This window comes from Pseudomonas sp. QC2 (assembly GCF_002859085.1).
Classification (GTDB): Bacteria; Pseudomonadota; Gammaproteobacteria; order Pseudomonadales; family Pseudomonadaceae; genus Aquipseudomonas; species Aquipseudomonas petroselini.
In genome coordinates this window covers 298,592-324,575 of record NZ_PKKS01000004.1, presented here as the reverse complement: position 1 = coordinate 324,575, position 25,984 = coordinate 298,592, and the positions used below count along the sequence as shown (strand labels likewise).

The 25,984-nt window shown below is 54.7% G+C and carries 29 protein-coding genes, 4 tRNA genes and 1 rRNA gene; all 34 read left to right on the top strand.

Translation table 11 applies throughout. The annotated features are described in order from the left end of the window. Positions 1-112: ribosomal RNA gene (gene rrf / locus QCBJ_RS05445) — 5S ribosomal RNA — on the top strand; the annotation flags it as partial. 165 nt (positions 113-277) lie between these two features. Then, positions 278-1,237 carry a bifunctional biotin--[acetyl-CoA-carboxylase] ligase/biotin operon repressor BirA gene (gene birA / locus QCBJ_RS05440; RefSeq protein WP_102060266.1) on the top strand — a complete coding sequence of 320 codons (960 nt, stop codon included), beginning with the start codon at positions 278-280 and terminating at the stop codon, positions 1,235-1,237. Then, entirely contained in the window at positions 1,227-1,976 is a 750-nt protein-coding gene (locus QCBJ_RS05435) for a pantothenate kinase (protein WP_015886141.1), read from the top strand. The genes birA and QCBJ_RS05435 overlap by 11 nt, the downstream gene beginning before the upstream one ends. 7 nt (positions 1,977-1,983) lie before the next feature. Beyond that, the gene (locus QCBJ_RS05430; protein WP_015886140.1) at positions 1,984-2,430 is read left to right on the top strand and encodes a hypothetical protein; all 447 of its coding nucleotides are present in this window, start codon (positions 1,984-1,986) and stop codon (positions 2,428-2,430) included. A gap of 143 nt (positions 2,431-2,573) precedes the next feature. After that, positions 2,574-2,658 (top strand) — tRNA-Tyr (locus QCBJ_RS05425). A 23-nt stretch (positions 2,659-2,681) separates the two neighbouring features. Beyond that, positions 2,682-2,755: transfer RNA gene (locus QCBJ_RS05420), tRNA-Gly, on the top strand. Between the two features lie 26 nt (positions 2,756-2,781). Beyond that, positions 2,782-2,857: transfer RNA gene (locus QCBJ_RS05415), tRNA-Thr, on the top strand. Positions 2,858-3,018: 161 nt separating this feature from the next. Beyond that, positions 3,019-3,094, top strand: a tRNA-Trp gene (locus tag QCBJ_RS05410). 45 nt (positions 3,095-3,139) lie between these two features. Beyond that, positions 3,140-3,508: a preprotein translocase subunit SecE gene (gene secE, locus QCBJ_RS05405; protein WP_003194658.1), complete on the top strand. Its 369-nt coding sequence runs from the start codon at positions 3,140-3,142 to the stop codon at positions 3,506-3,508. Positions 3,509-3,517: 9 nt separating this feature from the next. Continuing rightward, positions 3,518-4,051 (top strand): transcription termination/antitermination protein NusG, encoded by a 534-nt coding sequence (nusG, locus tag QCBJ_RS05400; RefSeq protein WP_003176436.1) that lies wholly within the window; start codon positions 3,518-3,520, stop codon positions 4,049-4,051. A gap of 117 nt (positions 4,052-4,168) precedes the next feature. Further along, positions 4,169-4,600, top strand: a complete 432-nt coding sequence (gene rplK, locus QCBJ_RS05395; RefSeq protein ID WP_003176435.1) for a 50S ribosomal protein L11 — start codon at positions 4,169-4,171, stop codon at positions 4,598-4,600. Further along, complete coding sequence (gene rplA / locus QCBJ_RS05390; protein ID WP_003232403.1) at positions 4,600-5,295, top strand: 50S ribosomal protein L1; 696 nt, start codon at positions 4,600-4,602, stop codon at positions 5,293-5,295. Before rplK ends, rplA begins: the two co-directional genes overlap by 1 nt. Before the next feature lie 199 nt (positions 5,296-5,494). Beyond that, positions 5,495-5,995, top strand: coding sequence for a 50S ribosomal protein L10 (gene rplJ, locus QCBJ_RS05385; RefSeq protein WP_015886139.1), 501 nt, complete (start codon positions 5,495-5,497; stop codon positions 5,993-5,995). 78 nt (positions 5,996-6,073) lie between these two features. Continuing rightward, positions 6,074-6,439, top strand: coding sequence for a 50S ribosomal protein L7/L12 (gene rplL / locus QCBJ_RS05380; RefSeq protein WP_003210093.1), 366 nt, complete (start codon positions 6,074-6,076; stop codon positions 6,437-6,439). A 219-nt stretch (positions 6,440-6,658) separates the two neighbouring features. Further along, positions 6,659-10,732, top strand: coding sequence for a DNA-directed RNA polymerase subunit beta (gene rpoB / locus QCBJ_RS05375; RefSeq protein WP_015886138.1), 4,074 nt, complete (start codon positions 6,659-6,661; stop codon positions 10,730-10,732). 64 nt (positions 10,733-10,796) lie between these two features. Continuing rightward, positions 10,797-14,996, top strand: a complete 4,200-nt coding sequence (gene rpoC, locus QCBJ_RS05370; RefSeq protein ID WP_015886137.1) for a DNA-directed RNA polymerase subunit beta' — start codon at positions 10,797-10,799, stop codon at positions 14,994-14,996. A 216-nt stretch (positions 14,997-15,212) separates the two neighbouring features. Beyond that, positions 15,213-15,584, top strand: a complete 372-nt coding sequence (gene rpsL / locus QCBJ_RS05365) for a 30S ribosomal protein S12 (protein WP_002555494.1) — start codon at positions 15,213-15,215, stop codon at positions 15,582-15,584. A gap of 118 nt (positions 15,585-15,702) precedes the next feature. After that, a complete protein-coding gene (gene rpsG, locus QCBJ_RS05360; RefSeq protein WP_002555493.1) occupies positions 15,703-16,173 on the top strand; it encodes a 30S ribosomal protein S7 in 471 nt (156 codons plus the stop codon). Between the two features lie 30 nt (positions 16,174-16,203). Next, complete coding sequence (fusA, locus tag QCBJ_RS05355; protein ID WP_015886136.1) at positions 16,204-18,309, top strand: elongation factor G; 2,106 nt, start codon at positions 16,204-16,206, stop codon at positions 18,307-18,309. 30 nt (positions 18,310-18,339) lie between these two features. After that, complete coding sequence (tuf, locus tag QCBJ_RS05350; RefSeq protein WP_003176426.1) at positions 18,340-19,533, top strand: elongation factor Tu; 1,194 nt, start codon at positions 18,340-18,342, stop codon at positions 19,531-19,533. Between the two features lie 159 nt (positions 19,534-19,692). Then, positions 19,693-20,004 (top strand): 30S ribosomal protein S10, encoded by a 312-nt coding sequence (gene rpsJ / locus QCBJ_RS05345; RefSeq protein ID WP_003186070.1) that lies wholly within the window; start codon positions 19,693-19,695, stop codon positions 20,002-20,004. An 81-nt stretch (positions 20,005-20,085) separates the two neighbouring features. Then, positions 20,086-20,721 (top strand): 50S ribosomal protein L3, encoded by a 636-nt coding sequence (rplC, locus tag QCBJ_RS05340; protein WP_003194649.1) that lies wholly within the window; start codon positions 20,086-20,088, stop codon positions 20,719-20,721. A gap of 12 nt (positions 20,722-20,733) precedes the next feature. Then, entirely contained in the window at positions 20,734-21,336 is a 603-nt protein-coding gene (gene rplD, locus QCBJ_RS05335) for a 50S ribosomal protein L4 (RefSeq protein ID WP_003176424.1), read from the top strand. After that, the gene (rplW, locus tag QCBJ_RS05330) at positions 21,333-21,632 is read left to right on the top strand and encodes a 50S ribosomal protein L23 (RefSeq protein WP_002555488.1); all 300 of its coding nucleotides are present in this window, start codon (positions 21,333-21,335) and stop codon (positions 21,630-21,632) included. Before rplD ends, rplW begins: the two co-directional genes overlap by 4 nt. 14 nt (positions 21,633-21,646) lie before the next feature. Beyond that, positions 21,647-22,471 (top strand): 50S ribosomal protein L2, encoded by an 825-nt coding sequence (gene rplB / locus QCBJ_RS05325; RefSeq protein WP_003176423.1) that lies wholly within the window; start codon positions 21,647-21,649, stop codon positions 22,469-22,471. A gap of 16 nt (positions 22,472-22,487) precedes the next feature. Next, the gene (rpsS, locus tag QCBJ_RS05320; RefSeq protein ID WP_003232420.1) at positions 22,488-22,763 is read left to right on the top strand and encodes a 30S ribosomal protein S19; all 276 of its coding nucleotides are present in this window, start codon (positions 22,488-22,490) and stop codon (positions 22,761-22,763) included. Positions 22,764-22,774: 11 nt separating this feature from the next. After that, complete coding sequence (gene rplV / locus QCBJ_RS05315; protein WP_003103908.1) at positions 22,775-23,107, top strand: 50S ribosomal protein L22; 333 nt, start codon at positions 22,775-22,777, stop codon at positions 23,105-23,107. A 13-nt stretch (positions 23,108-23,120) separates the two neighbouring features. Then, positions 23,121-23,807, top strand: a complete 687-nt coding sequence (gene rpsC, locus QCBJ_RS05310) for a 30S ribosomal protein S3 (protein ID WP_003176422.1) — start codon at positions 23,121-23,123, stop codon at positions 23,805-23,807. Positions 23,808-23,819: 12 nt separating this feature from the next. Continuing rightward, positions 23,820-24,233, top strand: coding sequence for a 50S ribosomal protein L16 (rplP, locus tag QCBJ_RS05305; protein ID WP_003176421.1), 414 nt, complete (start codon positions 23,820-23,822; stop codon positions 24,231-24,233). Next, positions 24,233-24,424 carry a 50S ribosomal protein L29 gene (gene rpmC / locus QCBJ_RS05300; protein ID WP_002555481.1) on the top strand — a complete coding sequence of 64 codons (192 nt, stop codon included), beginning with the start codon at positions 24,233-24,235 and terminating at the stop codon, positions 24,422-24,424. The genes rplP and rpmC overlap by 1 nt, the downstream gene beginning before the upstream one ends. A 2-nt stretch (positions 24,425-24,426) precedes the next feature. Then, the gene (gene rpsQ / locus QCBJ_RS05295; RefSeq protein WP_003176419.1) at positions 24,427-24,693 is read left to right on the top strand and encodes a 30S ribosomal protein S17; all 267 of its coding nucleotides are present in this window, start codon (positions 24,427-24,429) and stop codon (positions 24,691-24,693) included. A gap of 23 nt (positions 24,694-24,716) precedes the next feature. Continuing rightward, positions 24,717-25,085, top strand: coding sequence for a 50S ribosomal protein L14 (gene rplN / locus QCBJ_RS05290; RefSeq protein ID WP_002555479.1), 369 nt, complete (start codon positions 24,717-24,719; stop codon positions 25,083-25,085). A gap of 11 nt (positions 25,086-25,096) precedes the next feature. Continuing rightward, positions 25,097-25,411, top strand: a complete 315-nt coding sequence (rplX, locus tag QCBJ_RS05285; RefSeq protein ID WP_003176416.1) for a 50S ribosomal protein L24 — start codon at positions 25,097-25,099, stop codon at positions 25,409-25,411. A gap of 20 nt (positions 25,412-25,431) precedes the next feature. Further along, on the top strand, positions 25,432-25,971 hold the full coding sequence (gene rplE, locus QCBJ_RS05280; RefSeq protein ID WP_003176415.1) for a 50S ribosomal protein L5: 540 nt from the start codon (positions 25,432-25,434) through the stop codon (positions 25,969-25,971). The last annotated feature ends 13 nt before the right edge of the window (positions 25,972-25,984 follow it).

The window sequence follows — 25,984 nt, the reverse complement described above, 5'->3', positions numbered from 1 at the left end:
ACGACCATAGAGCATTGGAACCACCTGATCCCATCCCGAACTCAGAAGTGAAACGATGCATCGCCGATGGTAGTGTGGGGTTTCCCCATGTGAGAGTAGGTCATCGTCAAGATTAAATTCCGAAACCCCATTTGCGAAAGCAGATGGGGTTTTGTTTTGGGCGGTCGAAAATGCATAGAGGTGGGCTACGGTTGCTTTCAGTCCTAAAGTCCGGCGTTTCTATGCAATGACCCTGCGCATGGCTATCATGCGTGCCTCTTTGTGAGGCGATACTTGCATGCTGACGTTGTTAAAACTTCTGAAAGATGGACGATTCCACTCCGGAGAAGCACTTGGTGCTGCCCTGGGCGTCAGCCGTAGTGCTGTCTGGAAGCAGCTCCAGCACCTTGAGGCTGAATTGAATCTGTCCATTCATAAGGTTCGTGGCAAGGGATATCAGTTGGCGTCACCGCTGGTGTTCTTGAGTGCTGAAGGTATCGCGATGAATGCGCCCGTCTTGGCATGGCCCGTTCATATCTCTGATTCCATTGACTCCACGAATGCCGAAGCTTTGCGCCTTGTTGATGCTGGATGTGCGGCGCCGTTCCTGGTGCTTGCCGAGCAGCAAACCGCGGGAAGGGGCAGAAGAGGGCGAAAGTGGGTCAGTCCGTTCGCACAAAATGTTTATTACAGCCTTGTATTGCGCATTGAGTCTGGCCTTCGGCAATTGGAGGGCCTAAGTCTCGTTGTGGGCTTGGCGGTGATGCAGGCTTTACGCGAGTCAGGCGTGCGTGGGGCGGCACTGAAATGGCCAAACGATGTGCTGGTAGGGCAGAAGAAGATCGCCGGGATTTTGCTGGAGTTGGTAGGAGACCCAGCTGATATCTGTCACGTTGTCCTCGGAATAGGCATAAATGTGAACATGCAGAGGGCTGACGAGGTGGATCAGCAATGGACTTCGGTGCTGCTTGAGACAGGCTCTTCTGTTGATCGCAATGCTCTGGTGGCGCAATTGGGTGTGCAGCTGCAGCGCTACCTTGAACGACATCGGGAGGGTGGTTTTGTCGCACTTCAAGAGGAGTGGGAGCAGAGTCACGCTTGGCAGGGGCGGCCGGTGTCTCTCATTGCGGGTGTTAACCAGGTCGATGGGGTTGTACTGGGTGTAGACCGTCAGGGGGCGTTGCGTTTGAGTGTTGAGGGCGTTGAGAAAATATACAGTGGTGGTGAGTTAAGCCTGAGGTTGCGTGATGATTCTTGAACTCGACTGTGGGAATAGCTTTATCAAGTGGCGTGTGCTTGATTCGGGTTCCGCAAGTGCCTCTGCGGAGGGGGTTGTTCGTTCTGATCTGGCATTGATTGAAAATCTGTCAGCGCTGCCTCGATTGCTGCTGACGCGCTGCCGATTGGTCAGCGTTCGGGCCCTGGAAGAAACAAGTAAGCTGGTCGAGGCCTTGCACGAGGCTTTTGGCGTTACCGTTTCCTGCGCTGCCCCGGCACGAGAAATGGCCGGAGTACGCAACGGCTACGAAGATTTCGAGCGTCTGGGGCTCGATCGTTGGCTGGCGATGCTGGGTGGATTCAAGCTGGCGCGCGGCGCTTGCCTGGTACTTGATTTTGGTACGGCTGCCACAGCAGATTTTATTGCGGCGGATGGTGAGCACTTGGGTGGCTTCATTTGCCCAGGTATGCCCCTCATGCGCAACCAACTGCGAACGCATACGCGCAAGATTCGGTATGACGACGCCGCCGCGGAAAGGGCGCTGGAGCGTCTTTCTCCCGGTCGTACGACGGTGGAGGCCGTGGAGCGCGGTTGTACGTTGATGCTGAGAGGGTTTGTACTGACTCAGTTAGAGTTGGCGCGAAGCTACTGGGGCGATGACTTCACCGTGTTTCTGACCGGGGGGGATGCTGATTTGGTGGTGGATGCAGTGCCGCAGGCGGAGCTCGTGCCCGATCTGGTCTTTGTCGGTTTGGCGATGGCTTGTCCTTTGTCCTGAGGTGATTATGCGTTGGCTATTTTTGCTTTTACTTGTTCTCAATGCCTTCTATTACATTTGGCATCAGCAAGAAGCCCCTTTGCGCGCTAAAGATGTCACGCCTCTGAGCCTTTATAAGGGCTCGCAGCAGGATATTCGACTGCTCAGTGAATCCTCCGATGCTGTGGTGCGTAGAGAGCGCGCAAAAGCATCTGAAGCGCAAAATACTTGCCTGTATATCGGTGGGTTTGCGGATCAGCGTCAAGCGCAATCTGTTGAGCAGCGGCTCCTAAGCTTGGATATAAAGGTCAAGGTTCAGTTGCTGAATACTGCGGATGCATCTGGCTACTGGCTGCGTGTGGCCCCTGAAAGTCGACGCCTGGCTGACGATCTGCCCTTTGAAAACCTTGCTAAGGAATTCAATGAGTTAAAACATAAAATAATGTTGTGCGAAGGCGTTGCAACTCTCGAATAGTTTGCATAGAATGGCGCCCGCTTCGCAGTGAAGACCTTTAAGGTCGACAGCGTGAAGCGAAGGTCAATGCAGCTAACCTCATATTTTTAAATGAGAAAATGCTTGACAGAAGGTCGGCGTAATGTAAAATGCCGGCTCGCTTAGGAGGGGTTCCCGAGCGGCCAAAGGGATCAGACTGTAAATCTGACGTCTACGACTTCGAAGGTTCGAATCCTTCCCCCTCCACCATTTTAGCGTGAGCTGCAAGCTCCGCGGGTATAGTTTAGTGGTAGAACCTCAGCCTTCCAAGCTGATGATGCGGGTTCGATTCCCGCTACCCGCTCCAAGTTTGCAGGTTGTGCACGGTGTTTTGCTCTTGTAGCTCAGTTGGTAGAGCACACCCTTGGTAAGGGTGAGGTCAGCGGTTCAAATCCGCTCAAGAGCTCCATATAACAAGGCAGATATGAAAATATCTGCCTTTGTTTTAACAGCTGCCTCGGCTTGATGGTGTTGTGCTTGGCTTTGTTGCTAGGTGATTTCAAGTCTATAGGGGTTTGTTGTTGTAAAGTCTTTTTCAGGCCTGCATAATGGTCGGCCTGATTTTGTTTTAGGTCAGTAGCTCAATTGGCAGAGCGACGGTCTCCAAAACCGTAGGTTGGGGGTTCGATTCCCTCCTGACCTGCCAGATTCACGTGGTGTATCTGGCTTTCTTTTCACAGGATCTTCATAGATGACTCCTAAGGCTGAAGCTCAAAGCTCTCGTTTCGATCTGGTCAAGTGGCTCGCTGTAGTCGCCTTGGTGGTCGTAGGCGTTGTTGGCAATCAGTACTATTCTGCTTCGCCGATCCTGTACCGTGTGCTCGCTTTGCTTGCCCTTGCTGCTGTAGCTGCCTTTGTGGGCCTGCAGACTGCCAAAGGCAAGTCTTTCGCGGTCCTGGTAAAGGAAGCTCGCACCGAGATCCGTAAAGTCGTTTGGCCGACTCGCCAAGAAACCACGCAGACCACGTTGATTGTTGTGGCTGTTGTTCTGGTTATGGCGTTGCTGTTGTGGGGGCTTGATTCCCTGCTCGGCTGGCTTGTTTCCTTGATTGTTGGCTAAGGGTGTCCCGTGGCTAAGCGTTGGTACGTTGTGCATGCTTACTCGGGTTACGAGAAGCATGTTATGCGCTCTTTGCTGGAGCGCGTAAAGCTGGCAGGCATGGAAGATGGCTTCGGCGAAATTCTGGTTCCCACTGAAGAAGTGGTTGAAATGCGGAATGGTCAGAAGCGTAAGAGTGAACGTAAGTTCTTCCCTGGCTACGTGCTAGTACAGATGGACATGAACGAAGGTACTTGGCACTTGGTCAAGGACACTCCTCGTGTTATGGGTTTCATTGGCGGTACCGCTGATAAGCCTGCTCCGATCACCGACAAAGAGGCGGAAGCAATTCTGCGTCGTGTTGCTGATGGTAGCGACAAGCCTAAGCCGAAGACGCTCTTCGAGCCGGGTGAGGTTGTTCGTGTCACAGATGGTCCGTTTGCTGATTTCAACGGTACTGTCGAAGAAGTTAACTACGAAAAGAGCCGGATCCAAGTGGCAGTGCTCATTTTCGGTCGCTCTACCCCGGTAGAGTTGGAGTTCAGCCAGGTCGAGAAGGTCTAGCTGAGCAAGCATCCCAACCCCGCAGCCCTAGGCTGTGGGGTTTTGTCGTCACTGGGATAAACGCGCAAGTAACCGGGGAGCCTTTCGAGGCGTTCGAACCCGTAATTGGAGTGCCTCATGGCCAAGAAGATTACCGCTTACATCAAGCTGCAAGTGAAGGCCGCTCAGGCCAACCCTAGCCCACCCGTCGGTCCAGCTCTGGGTCAGCACGGCGTGAACATCATGGAGTTCTGCAAAGCCTTCAACGCCCGTACTCAGGGTCTTGAGCCAGGTCTGCCAACTCCAGTGATCATCACTGTATACAGCGACCGTAGCTTCACTTTCGAAACCAAGTCGACCCCGGCTTCGGTTCTGCTGAAGAAAGCTGCTGGTCTGACTAGCGGTTCCGCTCGTCCGAACACCGTTAAGGTTGGCACCGTGACTCGTGCTCAGCTGGAAGAAATCGCGAAAACCAAAAACGCGGATCTGACTGCAGCTGATATGGATGCAGCCGTGCGTACCATCGCCGGTTCTGCTCGTAGCATGGGCCTTAACGTGGAGGGTGTGTAATGGCTAAGCTGACCAAGCGCCAAAAGGCTATCGCCGGCAAAATCGAAGCAGGCAAGGCCTACAACTTTGTAGACGCTGCTGCCCTGCTGACCGAGCTGTCGACTGTCAAGTTCAGCGAGTCCGTTGACGTTGCTGTAAACCTGGGTGTTGACCCACGTAAATCCGACCAGGTCGTTCGTAGCGCAACTGTGCTGCCACACGGTACTGGCAAGACTGTACGTGTAGCTGTCTTCACCCAAGGCCCGGCAGCTGAAGCTGCTCTGGCCGCTGGCGCTGACCGCGTTGGCATGGACGACCTGGCTGCCGAAATGAAAGGCGGCGACCTGAACTATGACGTAGTTATTGCTTCCCCGGATGCAATGCGCGTTGTGGGTCAGTTGGGTCAGATCCTCGGTCCACGTGGTCTGATGCCTAACCCTAAAGTCGGCACCGTAACCCCAGACGTAGCTACCGCGGTTAAAAACGCCAAGGCTGGTCAGGTTCGTTATCGCACCGACAAAAACGGCATCATCCATACCTCCGTTGGCAAAGTCGGCTTCGACGCCGTCAAGCTGAAGGAAAACGTTGAAGCCCTGATCGCTGATCTGAAGCGTATCAAGCCAGCTTCCTCGAAAGGTATCTACGTCAAGCGCGTTACCCTGAGCACCACTATGGGCCCAGGTCTGGTCATCGACCAAGGCTCGCTGGACGTATAAGACACAGGTTGACGCGAGAAATCGCGTCAATTGAAAAAATTGGGGTCCCTGCCTGGCGGGGGCTATCCAAGACCGTAGGCGACGTAAGTCTTAAACCACAAGCCTACGCAGATGGTGCTCCCGGTTCCTTACCGAATCAGACACCAAAACGACATCCGGCTCCGGCCAGATGAAACGGTAACAAGCAGGAGTTAAACCCGTGGCAATTAATCTCGAAGACAAGAAGGCCATCGTCGCTGAAGTCAACGAGGCTGCCAAAGCTGCTCTGTCCGCTGTCGTGGCTGATGCCCGTGGTGTGACAGTAAGCGCTATGACCGGACTCCGTAAAGAGGCTCGTGAAGCTGGCGTATACGTACGTGTTGTACGTAACACCCTGCTCAAGCGCGCTGTTGCTGACACTGAATACAGTGTCCTCAACGACGTGTTCACCGGCCCGACCCTGATTGCGTTCTCCACCGACCATCCTGGCGCTGCTGCCCGTTTGTTCAAGGAATTCGCCAAGGGTCAGGATAAGTTCGAGATCAAGGCAGCTGCGTTCGAGGGCAAGTTCCTCGCAGCTAACCAAATCGACGTACTGGCAACACTGCCGACCCGTAACGAAGCTATTTCTCAGCTGATGAGCGTGATTCAAGGCGCTACCAGCAAGTTGGCTCGTACTCTGGCCGCAGTTCGCGAGCAAAAAGAAGCTGCCGCAGCCTAAGGCTGAACAACTTCTCTCGCGTATTTTTGTTTATTTCGATGGCCGCGTAGGCCGTCCCCCAATTCAGGAAATACAGCAATGTCTATCTCCCAAGACGATATCCTCAACGCCGTAGCTGAAATGTCGGTTCTGCAGGTTGTTGAGCTGATCAAAGCTTTCGAAGAAAAATTCGGCGTTTCCGCTGCCGCTGCTTCCGCTGGCCCAGCTGTTGCTGCTGTCGCTGCTGAAGAGCAAACCGAATTCAACGTCATGCTGCTGGAAGCTGGCGAGAAGAAAGTAAACGTGATCAAGGCAGTACGTGAACTGACCGGTCTGGGCCTGAAAGAAGCCAAGGCTGTAGTTGACGGCGCTCCAGCCCAGGTTCTGGAAGCAGTGTCGAAAGACGCCGCTGACAAAGCCAAAGCTGTTCTGGAAGAAGCAGGCGCTAAAGTCGAGCTGAAGTAAGCATCGACCTTGCGTCTCCAGCCCAAGCGTTAAGCTGAAGGCTGATGGCTGGTGGCTCTTGCCACCGGCCTTTTTCCGTTCTTGGCTGTCGACTCGGTCGCCGCCATTAACGTGCTGTAGCCACCCGATGCGGTGGTGCAAACCATGGGGTTTGCGAGATTTTCTGGCTGCTCCCGTCGGGAGGGCCAAACAAGCAGGTGACCAAGCTGGGGAACGCTGATGGCTTACTCATATACTGAGAAAAAACGTATCCGCAAGGACTTTAGCAAGTTGCCGGACGTCATGGATGTCCCGTACCTTCTGGCTATCCAGCTGGATTCGTATCGTGAATTCTTGCAGGCGGGAGCGACCAAAGATCAGTTCCGCGACGTGGGCCTGCATGCGGCCTTCAAATCCGTTTTCCCGATCATCAGCTACTCCGGCAATGCTGCGCTGGAGTACGTCGGTTATCGCCTGGGCGAACCGGCATTTGATGTCAAAGAATGCGTGTTGCGCGGTGTCACGTACGCCGTACCTTTGCGGGTAAAAGTCCGCCTGATCATTTTCGACAAAGAATCGTCGAACAAAGCGATCAAGGACATCAAAGAGCAAGAAGTCTACATGGGCGAAATCCCATTGATGACTGAGAACGGTACCTTCGTTATCAACGGTACCGAGCGTGTTATCGTTTCCCAGCTGCACCGTTCCCCGGGCGTGTTCTTCGACCACGACCGCGGCAAGACGCACAGCTCCGGCAAACTCCTGTACTCCGCGCGGATCATTCCGTACCGCGGTTCGTGGTTGGACTTCGAGTTCGACCCGAAAGACTGCGTGTTCGTGCGTATCGACCGTCGTCGCAAGCTGCCGGCCTCGGTACTGCTGCGTGCGCTCGGCTATACCACTGAGCAAGTGCTGGACGCTTTCTACACTACCAACGTATTCAGCCTGAAGGATGAAACCCTCAGCCTGGAGCTGATTGCTTCGCGTCTGCGTGGTGAAATTGCCGTACTGGACATCCAGGATGAAAAGGGCAAGGTCATTGTTGAAGCTGGCCGTCGTATTACTGCGCGCCACATCAACCAGATCGAAAAAGCCGGTATCAAGTCGTTGGACGTGCCTCTGGACTACGTCCTGGGTCGCACCACCGCTAAGGTTATTGTTCACCCGGCCACAGGCGAAATCCTGGCTGAGTGCAACACCGAGCTGAACACCGAGATCCTGGCAAAAATCGCCAAGGCTCAGGTCGTTCGCATCGAAACCCTGTATACCAACGATATCGACTGCGGTCCGTTCATCTCCGACACATTGAAGATCGACTCCACCAGCAACCAATTGGAAGCGCTGGTCGAGATCTATCGCATGATGCGTCCTGGCGAGCCACCAACCAAAGACGCTGCCGAAACCCTGTTCAACAACCTGTTCTTCAGCCCTGAGCGTTATGACCTGTCTGCGGTCGGCCGGATGAAGTTCAACCGTCGTATCGGTCGTACCGAGATCGAAGGTTCAGGCGTGCTGTGCAAGGAAGACATCGTTGCGGTCCTGAAGACTCTGGTCGACATCCGTAACGGCAAAGGCATTGTCGATGACATCGACCACCTGGGTAACCGTCGTGTTCGCTGCGTAGGCGAGATGGCCGAGAACCAGTTCCGCGTTGGCCTGGTACGTGTTGAGCGTGCGGTCAAAGAGCGTCTGTCGATGGCTGAAAGCGAAGGCCTGATGCCGCAAGACCTGATCAACGCCAAGCCAGTGGCTGCGGCGGTGAAAGAGTTCTTCGGTTCCAGCCAGCTCTCGCAGTTCATGGACCAGAACAACCCGCTCTCCGAGATCACCCACAAGCGCCGTGTTTCCGCACTGGGCCCGGGCGGTCTGACGCGTGAACGTGCAGGCTTTGAAGTTCGTGACGTACACCCGACGCACTATGGTCGTGTATGCCCGATCGAAACGCCGGAAGGTCCGAACATCGGTCTGATCAACTCCCTGGCTGCTTATGCGCGCACCAACCAGTATGGCTTCCTCGAGAGCCCGTACCGTGTGGTGAAAGACGCTCTGGTCACCGACGAGATCGTATTCCTGTCCGCCATCGAAGAAGCTGATCACGTGATCGCTCAGGCTTCGGCCACGATGAACGACAAGAAAGTCCTGATCGACGAGCTGGTAGCTGTTCGTCACTTGAACGAGTTCACCGTCAAGGCGCCGGAAGACGTCACCTTGATGGACGTATCGCCGAAGCAGGTAGTTTCGGTTGCTGCGTCGCTGATCCCGTTCCTGGAGCACGATGACGCCAACCGTGCGTTGATGGGTTCCAACATGCAGCGTCAAGCTGTACCCACCCTGCGTGCTGACAAGCCGCTGGTAGGTACCGGCATGGAGCGTAACGTAGCCCGTGACTCCGGCGTTTGCGTCGTGGCTCGTCGTGGCGGCGTGATCGACTCCGTTGATGCCAGCCGTATCGTGGTTCGTGTTGCCGATGACGAAGTTGAAACTGGCGAAGCCGGTGTCGACATCTACAACCTGACCAAATACACCCGCTCGAACCAGAACACCTGCATCAACCAGCGTCCGCTGGTACGTAAGGGTGATCGCGTTCAGCGCAGCGACATCATGGCTGACGGCCCGTCCACCGACATGGGTGAATTGGCACTGGGTCAGAACATGCGCATCGCGTTCATGGCATGGAACGGCTTCAACTTCGAAGACTCCATCTGCCTGTCCGAGCGTGTTGTTCAAGAAGACCGTTTCACCACGATCCACATTCAGGAACTGACCTGTGTGGCACGTGACACCAAGCTTGGGCCAGAAGAAATCACTGCAGACATCCCGAACGTGGGTGAAGCTGCACTGAACAAGCTGGACGAAGCCGGTATCGTTTACGTAGGTGCTGAAGTAGGCGCAGGCGACATCCTGGTTGGTAAGGTCACTCCGAAAGGCGAGACCCAGCTGACGCCGGAAGAAAAACTGCTGCGTGCCATCTTCGGTGAAAAAGCCAGCGACGTTAAAGACACCTCCCTGCGCGTACCTACCGGTACCAAGGGCACTGTCATCGACGTACAGGTCTTCACTCGTGATGGTGTTGAGCGTGATGCTCGTGCGCTGTCCATCGAGAAGACTCAACTCGACGAGATCCGCAAGGACCTGAACGAAGAGTTCCGTATCGTTGAAGGCGCGACCTTCGAACGTCTGCGTTCCGCGCTGGTAGGCCACAAGGCCGAAGGCGGCGCAGGCCTGAAAAAAGGTCAGGACATCACCGACGAAATCCTCGACGGTCTTGAGCACGGCCAGTGGTTCAAACTGCGCATGGCTGAAGATGCTCTGAACGAGCAGCTCGAGAAGGCCCAGGCCTACATCGTTGATCGCCGCCGTCTGCTGGACGACAAGTTCGAAGACAAGAAGCGCAAACTGCAGCAGGGCGATGACCTGGCTCCAGGCGTGCTGAAAATCGTCAAGGTTTACCTGGCAATCCGTCGCCGCATCCAGCCGGGCGACAAGATGGCCGGTCGTCACGGTAACAAGGGTGTGGTCTCCGTGATCATGCCGGTTGAAGACATGCCGCACGATGCCAATGGCACCCCGGTCGACGTCGTCCTCAACCCATTGGGCGTACCTTCGCGTATGAACGTTGGTCAGATCCTTGAAACCCACCTGGGCCTCGCGGCTAAAGGTTTGGGCGAGAAGATCAACCGTATGATCGAAGAGCAGCGCAAGGTTGCTGACCTGCGCAAGTTCCTGCACGAGATCTACAACGAGATCGGCGGCCGCAAAGAAGAGCTGGATACCTTCTCCGACCAGGAAATCCTGGATCTGGCGAAGAACCTGCGCGGCGGCGTTCCAATGGCTACCCCGGTGTTCGACGGTGCCAAGGAAAGCGAAATCAAGGCCATGCTGAAACTGGCAGATCTGCCAGAAAGCGGCCAGATGCAGCTGTTCGACGGCCGTACCGGCAACAAGTTTGAGCGCCCGGTTACTGTTGGCTACATGTACATGCTGAAGCTGAACCACTTGGTAGACGACAAGATGCACGCTCGTTCTACCGGTTCGTACAGCCTGGTTACCCAGCAGCCGCTGGGTGGTAAGGCTCAGTTCGGTGGTCAGCGTTTCGGGGAGATGGAGGTCTGGGCACTGGAAGCATACGGTGCTGCTTACACTCTGCAAGAAATGCTCACAGTGAAGTCGGACGATGTGAACGGTCGGACCAAGATGTACAAAAACATCGTGGACGGCGATCACCGTATGGAGCCGGGCATGCCCGAGTCTTTCAACGTGTTGATCAAAGAAATTCGTTCCCTCGGCATCGATATCGATCTGGAAACCGAATAACACGTGACGCGAATCGAGAGCGGGGCTGTTTAGCCCGCTCTCTGCTCCGCCAGGAGGAAAGGCCTTGAAAGACCTACTGAATTTGCTGAAAAACCAGGGTCAAGTCGAAGAGTTCGACGCCATCCGTATTGGATTGGCATCGCCTGAGATGATCCGTTCGTGGTCGTTCGGTGAAGTTAAAAAGCCGGAAACCATCAACTACCGTACGTTCAAACCTGAGCGTGACGGCCTGTTCTGCGCCAAGATCTTTGGCCCGGTAAAGGATTACGAGTGCCTGTGCGGTAAGTACAAGCGCTTGAAGCACCGTGGCGTTATCTGCGAGAAGTGCGGCGTTGAAGTTGCACTGGCCAAGGTTCGTCGTGAGCGCATGGCGCACATCGAACTGGCTTCGCCGGTTGCCCACATCTGGTTCCTGAAATCGCTGCCGTCCCGTATCGGCTTGCTGATGGACATGACCCTGCGTGATATCGAGCGCGTTCTCTATTTCGAGAGCTATGTCGTTATCGATCCAGGCATGACCACCCTTGAAAAAGGTCAGCTGCTGAACGACGAGCAGTACTTCGAAGCGCTGGAAGAGTTTGGCGACGATTTCGATGCCCGCATGGGTGCCGAAGCTGTCCGCGAACTGCTGCACGCTATCGACCTGGAGCACGAGATTGGCCGCCTGCGCGAAGAAATTCCGCAAACCAACTCGGAAACCAAGATCAAGAAGCTGTCCAAGCGTCTGAAGTTGATGGAAGCCTTCCAGGGTTCCGGCAACTTGCCAGAGTGGATGGTGCTGACCGTTCTGCCGGTTCTGCCGCCAGACCTGCGTCCGCTGGTACCGTTGGACGGTGGTCGTTTTGCGACGTCCGACCTTAACGACCTGTACCGCCGCGTGATCAACCGTAACAACCGCTTGAAGCGCCTGCTTGATCTGTCCGCTCCGGACATCATCGTGCGCAACGAAAAGCGTATGTTGCAGGAAGCTGTCGATGCCTTGCTCGACAACGGTCGTCGTGGCCGCGCTATCACCGGTTCCAACAAGCGTCCTCTGAAATCCCTGGCTGACATGATCAAGGGTAAGCAAGGTCGTTTCCGTCAGAACTTGCTCGGTAAGCGTGTTGACTACTCCGGTCGTTCGGTAATTACCGTAGGCCCGACCCTGCGTCTGCACCAGTGCGGTCTGCCTAAGAAGATGGCACTTGAGCTGTTCAAGCCATTCATCTTCGGCAAGCTGGAAATGCGCGGTCTCGCGACCACCATCAAAGCGGCCAAGAAAATGGTCGAGCGCGAACTGCCAGAGGTTTGGGACGTTCTCGCTGAAGTGATTCGCGAACACCCGGTTCTCCTCAACCGTGCACCGACCCTTCACCGTCTGGGTATCCAGGCGTTTGAACCGGTACTGATCGAAGGTAAGGCTATCCAGCTGCACCCTCTGGTCTGTGCTGCGTACAACGCCGACTTCGACGGCGACCAAATGGCCGTGCACGTACCGCTGACACTGGAAGCCCAGTTGGAAGCGCGTGCGTTGATGATGTCGACCAACAACATTCTGTCGCCAGCCAACGGTGAGCCAATCATCGTTCCGTCGCAGGACGTTGTATTGGGTCTGTACTACATGACGCGTGAAGCGATCAACGCCAAGGGCGAAGGTCGTGTATTCGCTGATCTGCAGGAAGTTGACCGTGTGTTCCGTGCCGGCGAAGCCGCACTGCACGCCAAGGTCAAAGTGCGGATCAACGAAACCGTCAATGACCGTGATGGCGGCAGCGTGACCAACACCCGTATCGTCGACACCACTGTCGGCCGTGCGCTGTTGTATCAAGTTGTGCCAAAAGGTCTGTCGTACGACGTTGTTAACTTGCCGATGAAGAAAAAGGCGATCTCCAAGCTGATCAACCAGTGCTACCGCGTGGTTGGTTTGAAAGAGACCGTGATCTTCGCTGACCAGTTGATGTACACAGGTTTTGCTTATTCGACCATTTCCGGCGTTTCGATCGGTGTTAACGACTTCGTTATCCCGGATGAAAAAGCCCAGATCATCGGTGCTGCTACCGATGAAGTGAAAGAGATCGAAAGCCAGTACGCATCCGGCCTGGTAACCCAGGGCGAGAAGTACAACAAAGTGATCGACCTTTGGTCCAAGGCCAACGACGAAGTGTCGAAGGCGATGATGGCTAACCTTTCGAAAGAAAAGGTTATCGACCGTCATGGTGTAGAAGTCGATCAAGAGTCGTTCAACTCGATGTACATGATGGCCGACTCGGGCGCACGGGGTTCTGCTGCGCAGATCCGTCAGCTCGCCGGTATGCGTGGCCTGATGGCCAAGCCGGACGGTTCTATCATCGAAACGCCGATCACTGCGAACTTCCGTGAAGGTTTGAGCGTACTTCAGTACTTCATCTCGACTCACGGTGCTCGTAAAGGTCTGGCGGATACCGCGTTGAAAACCGCTAACTCCGGTTACCTGACTCGCCGTCTGGTAGACGTTGCACAAGACTTGGTTGTGACTGAAGTCGACTGCGGTACCGAGCACGGTCTGCTGATGACTCCGCACATCGAAGGCGGCGACGTTGTAGAACCGTTGGGTGAGCGCGTACTGGGTCGAGTAATCGCCCGTGACGTATTCAAGCCAGGTACCGAGGAAATTATTGTTCCTGCAGGCACCCTGGTAGACGAGAAGTGGGTCGAGTTCATCGAACTCAACAGCATCGACGAAGTGATCGTTCGCTCGCCGATCAGCTGCGAAACCCGCTACGGCATCTGCGCCAAGTGCTACGGTCGTGACTTGGCTCGTGGTCACCAAGTGAACATCGGTGAAGCGGTCGGCGTTATCGCTGCCCAGTCCATCGGTGAACCGGGTACCCAGCTGACCATGCGTACGTTCCACATCGGTGGTGCGGCAAGCCGGACCTCTGCAGCCGACAGCGTTCAGGTGAAGAATGGCGGTACCGTCCGTCTGCACAACCTGAAACACGTTGAGCGAGTGGATGGCCACCTGGTTGCTGTGTCCCGTTCCGGTGAGCTGGCGATCGCTGATGACTACGGTCGTGAGCGTGAGCGCTACAAGCTGCCGTACGGTGCTGTGATTTCGGTTAAAGAAGGTGACAAGGTCGACGCTGGCGCAATCGTGGCTAAGTGGGACCCGCACACTCACCCAATCGTTACCGAAATGAAAGGTACCGTGACCTACGTGGGCATGGAAGAAGGCATCACGATCAAGCGTCAGACTGACGAATTGACCGGTATGACCAACATTGAAGTACTCGACGCCAAAGATCGTCCAGCTGCCGGCAAAGATATCCGTCCTGCCGTGAAGATGGTCGACGACAACGGCAAGGATCTGTTGCTGCCAGGCACTGACGTAATCGCTCAGTACTTCCTGCCAGCCAACGCCTTGGTCGGTGTGGCGGATGGTGCGAAGATCGCGATCGGTGATGTTATCGCGCGTATCCCGCAAGAAACTTCGAAAACCCGCGACATCACCGGTGGTCTGCCGCGTGTTGCCGACTTGTTCGAAGCTCGTCGTCCGAAAGAAGCGTCGATTCTGGCTGAAGTCAGCGGCACCATCGCGTTCGGTAAAGAGACCAAAGGCAAGCGCCGTCTGGTTATTACCCCGAACGACGGTAGCGATCCGTACGAAGAGCTGATTCCGAAGTGGCGTCACCTGAACGTGTTCGAAGGCGAACAGGTAAACCGCGGCGAAGTTATCTCCGACGGCCCAAGCGATCCACACGACATCCTGCGTCTGCTGGGTGTGAGTGCGCTGGCCAAGTACATCGTTAACGAGATCCAGGACGTTTACCGCCTGCAAGGCGTGAAGATCAACGATAAGCACATCGAGACCATCCTGCGTCAGATGCTGCGTAAAGTTGAAATCGCTGAGTCCGGCGATTCCAGTTTCATCAAGGGCGACCAGATGGAACTGACTCACGTACTGGTAGAGAACGAACGTCTGGGCGCGGAAGACAAGTTTGTCTCCAAGTTCACTCGTGTGTTGCTGGGTATCACCAAGGCGTCGTTGTCCACTGAGTCGTTCATCTCGGCGGCCTCCTTCCAGGAGACCACTCGCGTACTGACCGAAGCAGCGGTAACCGGCAAGCGCGATTACCTGCGCGGCCTGAAAGAAAACGTGGTCGTGGGTCGTCTGATCCCGGCAGGTACCGGTTTGGCTTACCACAGCGAGCGCAAGCGCCGCCGTGATGCTGACAAGCCGTTGCGCGTAAGCGCCAGTGAAGTGGAAGCTGCACTGACCGAAGCACTGAACTCAAGCGGTAACTGAGTTCTGCACTAGATAAGTCCGGGCCCTGGCAGCCCCATTCGTCGGAACGAGGCAAATTTGCCCCGGTTCGACGAGAGGGGAGGTCGGGGCCTTGCCTTGACTGGGGGCAAGATCCTCTTTAGACTCTTGTACCCCTAAATTTGGCGGGAATTCGTTCCTGCCATTTTGCTTTTCTTGCAAGACAATAGCGTCGCAAGACAACAGTGGAGCTAGTAGATGGCAACTATCAACCAGCTGGTACGTCAGCCGCGTAAGCGTATCGTCGAGAAATCCGACGTGCCTGCGCTGCAGAACTGCCCGCAACGTCGTGGCGTATGCACTCGCGTGTATACCACTACGCCGAAAAAACCTAACTCGGCACTGCGTAAAGTATGCCGTGTGCGCCTGACCAACGGTTTCGAGGTTTCCTCGTACATCGGTGGTGAAGGTCACAACCTGCAAGAGCACAGCGTGGTACTGATCCGCGGCGGTCGTGTAAAAGACTTGCCAGGTGTTCGTTACCACACCGTACGCGGCTCCTTGGATACTTCCGGCGTTAAAGGTCGTAACCAGGGTCGTTCGAAGTACGGTACCAAGAAGCCTAAGTAGTAGCGGCTTTTTGCAAAACTGAATCATCTTATTTTCTGAGTCGATAAGAGTAAGGTCGGAGGCGTCCCGAAAGGGCACCGATTCCGAGCGAACCTGAAGACCGTTTGAGGGCTTATCCATGCCAAGAAGACGCGTAGCAGCCAAGCGCGAAGTGCTTGACGATCCAAAATACGGAAGCCAAATTCTGGCCAAGTTCATGAACCACGTGATGGAAAGCGGCAAGAAAGCCGTTGCCGAGCGTATCGTTTATGGCGCGCTGGAAAAGGTTAAAGAACGCAAGAACAGCGACCCCCTGGAAATCTTCGAGAAAGCTCTCGACGCCATCGCTCCGCTGGTCGAAGTGAAGTCGCGCCGTGTAGGCGGTGCTACTTACCAGGTTCCGGTTGAAGTTCGTCCGTCCCGTCGTAACGCCCTGGCAATGCGCTGGTTGGTAGACTTCGCCCGTAAGCGTGGCGAGAAGTCTATGGCTCTGCGTTTGGCCGGCGAGTTGTTGGACGCTGCTGAAGGTAAAGGTGCTGCTGTTAAGAAGCGTGAAGACGTGCACCGTATGGCTGAAGCTAACAAAGCTTTCTCGCACTACCGCTTCTAATCTTAGCTTCACTAATTTTGCGAGGGCTTTATGGCTCGTACTACTCCGATTAGCCGCTACCGTAACATCGGTATCGTTGCTCACGTGGATGCTGGTAAAACCACCACCACTGAGCGCGTACTGTTTTACACCGGCAAAAGTCACAAAATGGGCGAGGTGCATGACGGCGCCGCGACCACAGACTGGATGGTTCAGGAGCAGGAGCGTGGTATTACCATTACTTCTGCTGCTATTACCGCCTTCTGGAAGGGTTCCGAGAAGCAGTACAAAGACGAGCACCGTTTCAACGTAATCGATACCCCAGGCCACGTAGACTTCACCATTGAAGTTGAGCGTTCCCTGCGCGTACTCGACGGCGCTGTCGTTGTGTTCTGCGGCACCTCGGGTGTTGAGCCTCAGTCGGAAACCGTATGGCGTCAAGCCAACAAATACGGCGTTCCACGTCTTGTTTACGTAAACAAGATGGACCGTGCTGGTGCCAACTTCCTGCGCGTGATCGGTCAGATCAAGCAACGTCTGGGTCACACCCCAGTGCCAATCCAGTTGGCTATCGGTTCCGAAGACAACTTCCAAGGCCAGATCGATCTGCTGACCATGGAAGCGGTTTACTGGAACGACGCTGACAAAGGTATGGTTCCTGTTCGCAAGCCTATCCCTGCAGAGTTGCAGGAACTGGCTGACGAGTGGCGCAACAACATGGTTGAAGCTGCGGCTGAAGCCAACGAAGAGCTGATGAACAAGTACCTCGAAGGTGAAGAGCTCACCAACGTGGAAATCAAGGCTGCTCTGCGTCAGCGTACTATTGCTGGTGAGATCGTCTTGGCTGTTTGCGGTTCCTCGTTCAAGAACAAGGGTGTTCCCCTGGTTCTCGATGCTGTGATCGACTATCTGCCAGCACCTGTTGATATTCCTGCCATCAAGGGTACCGACCCGGATGACGAGACTATCGAACTGGAGCGTCATGCAGACGACGCAGAACCGTTCTCCGCTCTGGCATTTAAAATTGCCACTGACCCATTCGTGGGTACCTTGACCTTCGTCCGTGTTTACTCGGGCGTGTTGAACTCCGGCGACGGCGTGATCAACTCGGTTAAAGGCAAGAAAGAGCGCGTGGGTCGTATGGTGCAAATGCACGCAAACGCCCGTGAAGAAATCAAGGAGGTGCGCGCTGGTGACATCGCGGCCTTGATCGGCATGAAGGACGTCACCACTGGTGAAACTTTGTGCAACGCTGACAAGCCAATCATCCTGGTTCGCATGGACTTCCCGGAGCCGGTTATTTCGGTTGCCGTAGAGCCTAAGACCAAGGATGACCAGGAAAAAATGGGTATCGCTCTGGGCAAGCTTGCTCAGGAAGATCCATCTTTCCGCGTCAAAACTGATGAAGAGACTGGTCAAACGATCATCTCCGGCATGGGCGAGTTGCACCTGGACATCCTGGTTGACCGGATGCGCCGTGAGTTCAACGTCGAAGCCAACATCGGTAAGCCTCAGGTTTCCTATCGTGAGCGAATCACGAAGAACTGTGAAATCGAAGGCAAGTTCGTTCGTCAGTCCGGCGGTCGTGGTCAGTTCGGTCACTGCTGGATCCGTTTTGCTCCTGCTGACGAAGGTCAGGAAGGTCTGCAATTCGTGAACGAAGTAGTAGGTGGTGTTGTTCCTAAGGAATACATCCCTGCTATCCAGAAGGGTATCGAAGAGCAGATGAAGAACGGTGTTGTTGCCGGCTATCCGCTGATCGGCCTGAAAGCAACCGTTTTTGACGGTTCTTACCACGACGTCGACTCCAACGAGATGGCGTTTAAGGTGGCTGCTTCCATGGCAACCAAGCAACTGGCCCAGAAGGGCGGTGGTGAGTTGCTTGAGCCAATCATGGCGGTAGAAGTTGTTACACCTGAAGACTATATGGGTGATGTCATGGGCGACCTTAACCGTCGTCGCGGCATGATCTTGGGTATGGAAGACACGGTTTCCGGCAAAGTGATTCGCGCCGAGGTTCCGTTGGGTGAGATGTTCGGTTATGCGACCGACGTTCGCTCCATGTCCCAGGGTCGCGCAAGCTACTCTATGGAATTCAAAAAATACAACACAGCTCCGGCGCACATCGCTGAAACTGTATCCAAAAAACAAGGCTGATTCAGTCCTTTAGGCAAGGAGTTAATTGTCGTGGCTAAAGAAAAATTTGATCGTTCCCTACCGCACGTCAACGTTGGCACTATCGGTCACGTTGACCACGGTAAAACCACTCTGACTGCTGCTCTGACTCGCGTTTGCTCCGAAGTATTCGGTTCTGCAATCGTTGATTTCGATAAAATCGACAGCGCACCAGAAGAGAAAGCTCGTGGTATCACCATCAACACCGCGCACGTTGAATACAACTCGCTGATCCGTCACTACGCTCACGTTGACTGCCCAGGTCACGCTGACTATGTGAAGAACATGATCACCGGTGCTGCCCAGATGGACGGCGCGATCCTGGTTTGCTCGGCCGCTGATGGTCCGATGCCACAAACCCGTGAGCACATCCTGCTGTCCCGTCAGGTAGGCGTTCCGTACATCGTGGTTTACCTGAACAAGGCTGACCTGGTAGACGACGCTGAGCTGCTGGAACTGGTTGAGATGGAAGTGCGCGATCTGCTGAGCACTTACGACTTCCCAGGCGACGACACTCCGATCATCATCGGTTCTGCTCGTATGGCTCTGGAAGGCAAAGACGACAACGAAATGGGCACCACGTCCGTTCGTAAACTGGTTGAGACTCTGGACAGCTACATCCCAGATCCAGTCCGTGTTATCGACAAGCCGTTCCTGATGCCAATCGAAGACGTATTCTCGATCTCCGGTCGTGGTACTGTTGTGACTGGTCGTATCGAGCGCGGTATCGTTAAGGTTCAAGATCCACTGGAAATCGTTGGTCTGCGTGACACTACCGTCACCACCTGCACCGGTGTTGAAATGTTCCGTAAGCTGCTCGACGAAGGTCGTGCTGGCGAGAACTGCGGCGTTCTGCTGCGTGGTACCAAGCGTGACGACGTTGAGCGTGGCCAGGTTCTGGTCAAGCCAGGTTCGGTTAAGCCGCACACCAAGTTCGAAGCTGAAGTGTATGTGCTGAGCAAAGAAGAAGGCGGTCGCCACACTCCGTTCTTCAAAGGCTACCGTCCACAGTTCTACTTCCGTACTACTGACGTGACTGGTAACTGCGAGCTGCCGGAAGGCGTTGAGATGGTAATGCCAGGCGACAACATCAAAATGGTTGTCACCCTGATCAAAACCATCGCAATGGAAGACGGTCTGCGTTTCGCTATCCGCGAAGGCGGCCGTACCGTTGGTGCTGGTGTTGTAGCTAAAATCATCGAGTAATTATCTCTTCTGGGATAGCTCGGTTTTTTTGAGAAGGCCCCCGCTTAGCGGGGGCCTTTTTTATTGGGTTGACACCTATCTGGGGCGTCTATAGAATTGCGCCTCCTTTTAACGGGCGTATTGCGCTCGCTGGGAATAGCAGCCGGAGTCTGAAATCCAATGCAAAATCAGCAAATCCGTATCAGGTTGAAGGCTTTTGACCATCGCCTGATCGACCAATCCACCCAGGAAATCGTGGAAACCGCGAAACGTACTGGTGCTCAAGTGCGTGGTCCAATTCCACTGCCTACCCGTAAAGAGCGGTTCACCGTTCTGGTCTCCCCGCACGTCAACAAAGACGCGCGTGACCAGTACGAGATCCGTACTCATAAGCGCGTACTGGACATCGTCCAGCCAACGGATAAAACCGTTGATGCACTTATGAAGCTCGATCTGGCGGCCGGTGTGGAAGTACAGATCAGCCTCGGCTAAGACTTGGGTCTTAGTCGTGTAACGCTCTGAAATGGGCGGCCATAGCGGGTGAAAGCCCCGTACACTCATGAGGTTTACAACATGACTATTGGTGTAGTCGGTCGTAAATGCGGTATGACCCGTATTTTCACCGAAGAAGGTGTCTCCATTCCGGTTACGGTCATTGAGATCGAACCGAATCGCGTCACCCAGTTCAAAACTGAAGAGACCGATGGCTATCGTGCAGTGCAAGTCACTGTCGGCGAGCGTCGTGCTTCGCGCGTGACTGCTGCTCAAGCAGGTCACTTCGCTAAAGCAAACGTTGCAGCTGGTCGCACTGTTATGGAGTTCCGTCTCGAAGACGGCGACTACCAGGCTGGCGATCTGATCAACGCTGAAATCTTCGCCGCTGGTCAACTGGTTGATGTAACCGGTCAGTCCAAAGGTAAAGGCTTCCAGGGTACGATCAAGCGTTGGAATTTCCGTGGCCAAGACAACACTCACGGTAACTCCGTTTCCCACCGCGTCCCGGGCTCTATTGGCCAGTGCCAGACTCCTGGTCGTGTATTCAAGGGCAAAAAAATGTCCGGTCATATGGGCGCTGAGCGCGTGACCGTGCAGTCCCTCGAAGTAGTGCGCGTCGACGCTGAACGCAATCTGTTGTTGGTCAAGGGTGCTGTTCCTGGCGCTACTGGCGGCAACCTGGTTGTACGTCCAGCGGCCAAGGCTCGCGGTTAAGGGGAAGCTGACATGCAATTAAATGTAAATGACGCTCAAGCGATCGAAGTTTCCGAACTGACGTTTGGCGGCGAGTTCAACGAGACGCTGGTTCACCAAGCAGTCGTGGCCTACATGGCCGGCGGCCGTCAAGGTAGCAAGCAGCAAAAGACCCGTTCCGACGTTCGTGGTGGCGGTAAGCGCCCTTGGCGTCAGAAAGGTACTGGCCGTGCTCGTGCCGGTACTATCCGTAGCCCAATCTGGCGTGGCGGCGGTACCACTTTCGCAGCTCGTCCACAGGATCACTCGCAGAAGCTCAACAAGAAGATGTACCGCGCAGCTCTGCGCTCCATCCTTGCTGAACTCGTGCGTACTGACCGTCTGGTCGTGGTTCAGGATTTCGCTGTTGAGAGTCCAAAAACCAAAGATCTGCTGGGCAAACTGAACAACATGAGCCTGACCGACGTTTTGATCGTGTCGGAAGCTGTTGATCAGAACCTGTACCTGGCTGCTCGCAACCTGCCACACGTTGATGTACGTGACGTGCAAGGTTCCGATCCAGTTAGTCTGATCGCATACGACAAGGTGTTGATCACCGTGTCGGCCGTGAAGAAATTCGAGGAGCTGCTGGGATGAACCAGGAACGCGTATTTAAAGTTCTGCTTGGCCCGCACGTTTCCGAAAAGGCTACGGTTCTGGCTGACAAGAAAGGCCAGTTCGTTTTCAAGGTTGCAACTGACGCAACCAAGCTGGAAATCAAGAAGGCCGTCGAAAGCCTGTTCAGCGTGAAAGTAGAGCGTGTTACTACCCTGAATGTTCTGGGTAAGAGCAAGCGCACTGCTCGCGGTCTGGGCAAGCGTAATGACTGGAAGAAGGCAGTTATCTCCCTTCAGCCAGGCCAAGATCTCGATTTCAGCAGCAGTGCTGAGTAAGGAAGGGGTGCATCATGGCAATCGTTAAATGCAAACCGACTTCCCCTGGCCGCCGTTTTGTGGTCAAGGTGGTCAACCAGGAGCTGCATAAAGGCGCTCCTCACGCACCGCTGCTCGAGAAAAAATCGAAGACTGGTGGTCGTAACAACAATGGTCGTATTACCACTCGTCACATCGGTGGTGGCCATAAGCAGCATTATCGTCTGGTCGATTTCCGTCGCAACGACAAAGATGGCATCTCCGCCACTGTCGAGCGTATTGAATACGATCCAAACCGTACTGCTCACATCGCACTGCTGCTGTACGCAGATGGCGAGCGTCGCTACATCATCGCCCCTAAAGGCGTGAGTGCTGGTGACCAGCTGATCGCAGGTGCCTTGGCGCCGATCAAGCCGGGCAACGCTCTGCAACTGCGCAACATTCCAGTTGGTAGCACCGTACACGGCATCGAATTGAAGCCAGGTAAAGGCGCGCAAATCGCTCGTTCCGCTGGTGCTTCGGCTCAGCTGATCGCTCGTGAAGGTGTCTACGTGACCCTGCGTCTGCGTTCTGGTGAGATGCGTAAAGTGCTGGCTGAATGCCGCGCGACCCTGGGCGAAGTCTCGAACTCCGAGCACAGCCTGCGTTCGCTGGGTAAAGCTGGTGCCAAACGCTGGCGTGGCGTTCGCCCAACCGTTCGTGGTGTTGCCATGAACCCGGTTGACCACCCACACGGTGGTGGTGAAGGTCGTACCTCTGGTGGTCGTCATCCGGTATCGCCATGGGGCTTCCCGACTAAGGGCGCGAAGACTCGTGGTAATAAGCGTACCGACAAAATGATCGTCCGTCGTCGCAAGTAAATAGAGGGATACGACAGTGCCACGTTCTCTGAAAAAAGGTCCTTTTATTGATCTTCACCTACTGAAGAAGATCGAAGTGGCGGCGGAAAAGAACGATCGCAAACCAGTTAAGACCTGGTCGCGTCGTTCGATGATCCTGCCACAAATGGTCGGTTTGACCATCGCTGTACACAACGGTCGCTTGCACGTCCCAGTTCTCGTGAACGAAGACATGGTCGGCCACAAACTAGGCGAGTTTGCCGGTACCCGCACTTATCGTGGGCACGTGGCAGACAAGAAAGCCAAGCGTTAAGGGGTTAGGAAATGGAAGTAGCCGCTAAGTTGTCGGGCGCTCGAATCTCCGCCCAGAAAGCCCGCTTGGTCGCCGACCAGATCCGCGGGAAGAAGGTGGGCGAAGCGCTCAACCTGTTGGCTTTCAGCAGTAAGAAAGCCGCCGAGATCATGAAGAAAGTGCTGGAGTCGGCCGTAGCCAACGCCGAGCATAACGAAGGCGCAGACGTTGATGACCTGAAGGTCAGCACCGTGTTCGTCAACGAAGGGCGTTCGCTGAAGCGCATCATGCCACGTGCCAAAGGCCGTGCTGATCGCATCGTCAAGCGGTCTTGCCATATCACTGTCAAGGTTGCTGACAAGTAACGGAGTCGAAGAGATGGGTCAGAAAGTACATCCCATTGGCATTCGCCTGGGAATCGTCAAGGAGCACACCTCCGTCTGGTACGCAGACGGTCGGACTTATGCGGACTATTTGTTCGCTGATCTGAAGGTGCGTGAGTATCTCCAAGACAAACTAAAAAGCGCGTCCGTAAGCCGTATCGATATCCATCGTCCGGCGCAAACTGCACGTATCACCATCCACACCGCTCGTCCAGGTATCGTTATCGGGAAGAAAGGTGAAGATGTTGAGAAACTGCGTCAGGACCTGACCAAGCAAATGGGTGTGCCTGTGCACATCAATATCGAAGAGATCCGTAAGCCGGAGCTCGACGGTATGCTGGTTGCGCAGAGCGTAGCTCAGCAGCTGGAGCGTCGCGTAATGTTCCGTCGCGCTATGAAGCGCGCTGTACAGAACGCCATGCGCATTGGTGCCAAAGGCATCAAAATCCAAGTGAGCGGTCGTCTCGGCGGTGCTGAAATCGCACGTACTGAATGGTATCGCGAAGGTCGTGTGCCACTGCACACCCTGCGTGCCGACATCGACTATGCCAACTACGAAGCTCACACCACTTACGGTGTGATCGGTGTAAAGGTTTGGATCTTCAAAGGCGAAGTAATTGGTGGTCGCCAAGAAGAACTGAAACCACAAGCACCAGCGCCTCGTAAAAAAGCTGCTAAGTAAGGGGTACGCCAAATGTTGCAACCTAAGCGTACGAAGTTCCGCAAGCAGATGACAGGCCACAACCGTGGTCTGGCTCAGCGCGGTAGCAAAGTCAGCTTCGGCGAGTTCGCGCTGAAGTCTGTAGCTCGTGGTCGTCTCACCGCTCGTCAGATCGAGTCAGCGCGTCGTGCTCTGACCCGTCACGTAAAACGTGGCGGCAAGATCTGGATCCGTGTATTCCCGGACAAGCCGATCTCCAAAAAACCTCTCGAGGTTCGGATGGGTAAAGGTAAGGGTAACGTGGAATACTGGGTAGCCCAGATTCAGCCAGGTAAAGTCCTGTATGAAATCGAGGGTGTTTCTGAAGAGCTGGCGCGTGAGGCTTTCGCCCTGGCTGCTGCAAAGCTGCCGCTCGCCACCTCCTTTGTTAAACGGACGGTGATGTGATGAAAGCGAATGAACTTCGTGAAAAATCCGCACAGCAGCTGAACGAGCAACTGCTCGGCCTGCTGCGCGACCAGTTCAATCTGCGTATGCAGAAAGCAACTGGCCAGTTGGGGCAGTCTCATCTGCTCTCGCAAGTTAAGCGTGACATTGCTCGCGTGAAGACTGTGCTCAACCAGCAGGCAGGTAAGTGATCATGGCTGAAGCCGAAAAGACTGTCCGTACGCTGACTGGCCGTGTTGTCAGCGACAAGATGGACAAAACCATCACCGTTTTGATCGAGCGTCGCGTTAAGCACCCGATCTACGGTAAATATGTTAAGCGTTCGACTAAGCTGCACGCGCACGACGAAACCAACCAGTGCCACATCGGCGACAAAGTCACTATTCGTGAAACTCGTCCGCTGGCCAAGACCAAGTCTTGGGCGCTGGTTGATGTTCTCGAACGCGCTGTGGAAGTCTAAGGACTAGGGGTCGGAGAAATTATATGATTCAGACTCAATCCATGCTCGATGTGGCCGATAACAGCGGCGCTCGCCGCGTTATGTGCATCAAGGTGCTGGGTGGCTCCCATCGTCGTTACGCTGGTATCGGTGACATCATCAAAGTTACCGTGAAGGAAGCAATTCCTCGCGGTAAAGTGAAAAAAGGCCAAGTGATGACTGCTGTTGTAGTCCGCACTCGTCACGGCGTACGCCGTGCTGATGGCTCCATTATCCGCTTTGATGGCAACGCTGCTGTTCTTCTGAACAACAAGCAAGAGCCGATCGGCACCCGTATCTTTGGGCCAGTGACCCGTGAACTTCGTACTGAGAAGTTCATGAAGATCGTCTCGCTCGCCCCAGAAGTGCTGTAAGGAGATCCGACATGCAAAAGATTCGTCGTGACGACGAGATCATCGTGATCGCCGGCAAAGACAAAGGTAAGCGCGGTAAGGTGCTTAAGGTTCTCGCTAATAACCGTCTGGTTATCGGTGGTCTGAACCTGGTTAAGCGTCATACCAAGCCTAACCCGATGTCGGGCGTACAAGGCGGTATCGTCGAAAAAGAAGCTCCACTGGACGCTTCTAACGTCGCCATTTTCAACGGCGAAACCAACAAGGCTGACCGCGTTGGTTTCAAAGTAGAAGATGGCAAGAAAATTCGTGTCTTCAAGTCGACCCAAAAAGCGGTTGATGCTTGAACACTGCTAGGTAGAAGACCATGGCACGACTAAAAGAGATTTACTGGAAAGAAATCGCACCGAAACTTAAGGAAGAACTTAAGCTTTCGAACGTGATGGAAGTTCCACGCGTTACCAAAATCACCCTGAACATGGGTCTTGGCGAAGCGGTCGGCGACAAAAAAGTCATCGAACACGCTGTAGCTGACCTGGAAAAGATCACCGGTCAAAAAGTCGTTGTGACTTACGCTCGGAAATCCATCGCTGGCTTTAAAGTCCGTGAAGGTTGGCCGATCGGCGTCAAAGTGACTCTGCGCCGTGAGCGTATGTACGAATTCCTGGATCGTCTGCTGTCGATCTCCCTGCCTCGGGTTCGCGACTTCCGCGGCCTGAATGCCAAGTCCTTCGATGGTCGTGGCAACTACAGCATGGGCGTGAAAGAGCAGATCATCTTCCCGGAAATCGACTACGACAAGATCGATGCTCTCCGCGGTCTGGACATCACCCTGACCACCACTGCCAAGAACGATGATGAAGGTCGCGCCCTGCTGCGTGCTTTCAAATTCCCGTTCCGCAACTGATTGGAGTAGGACC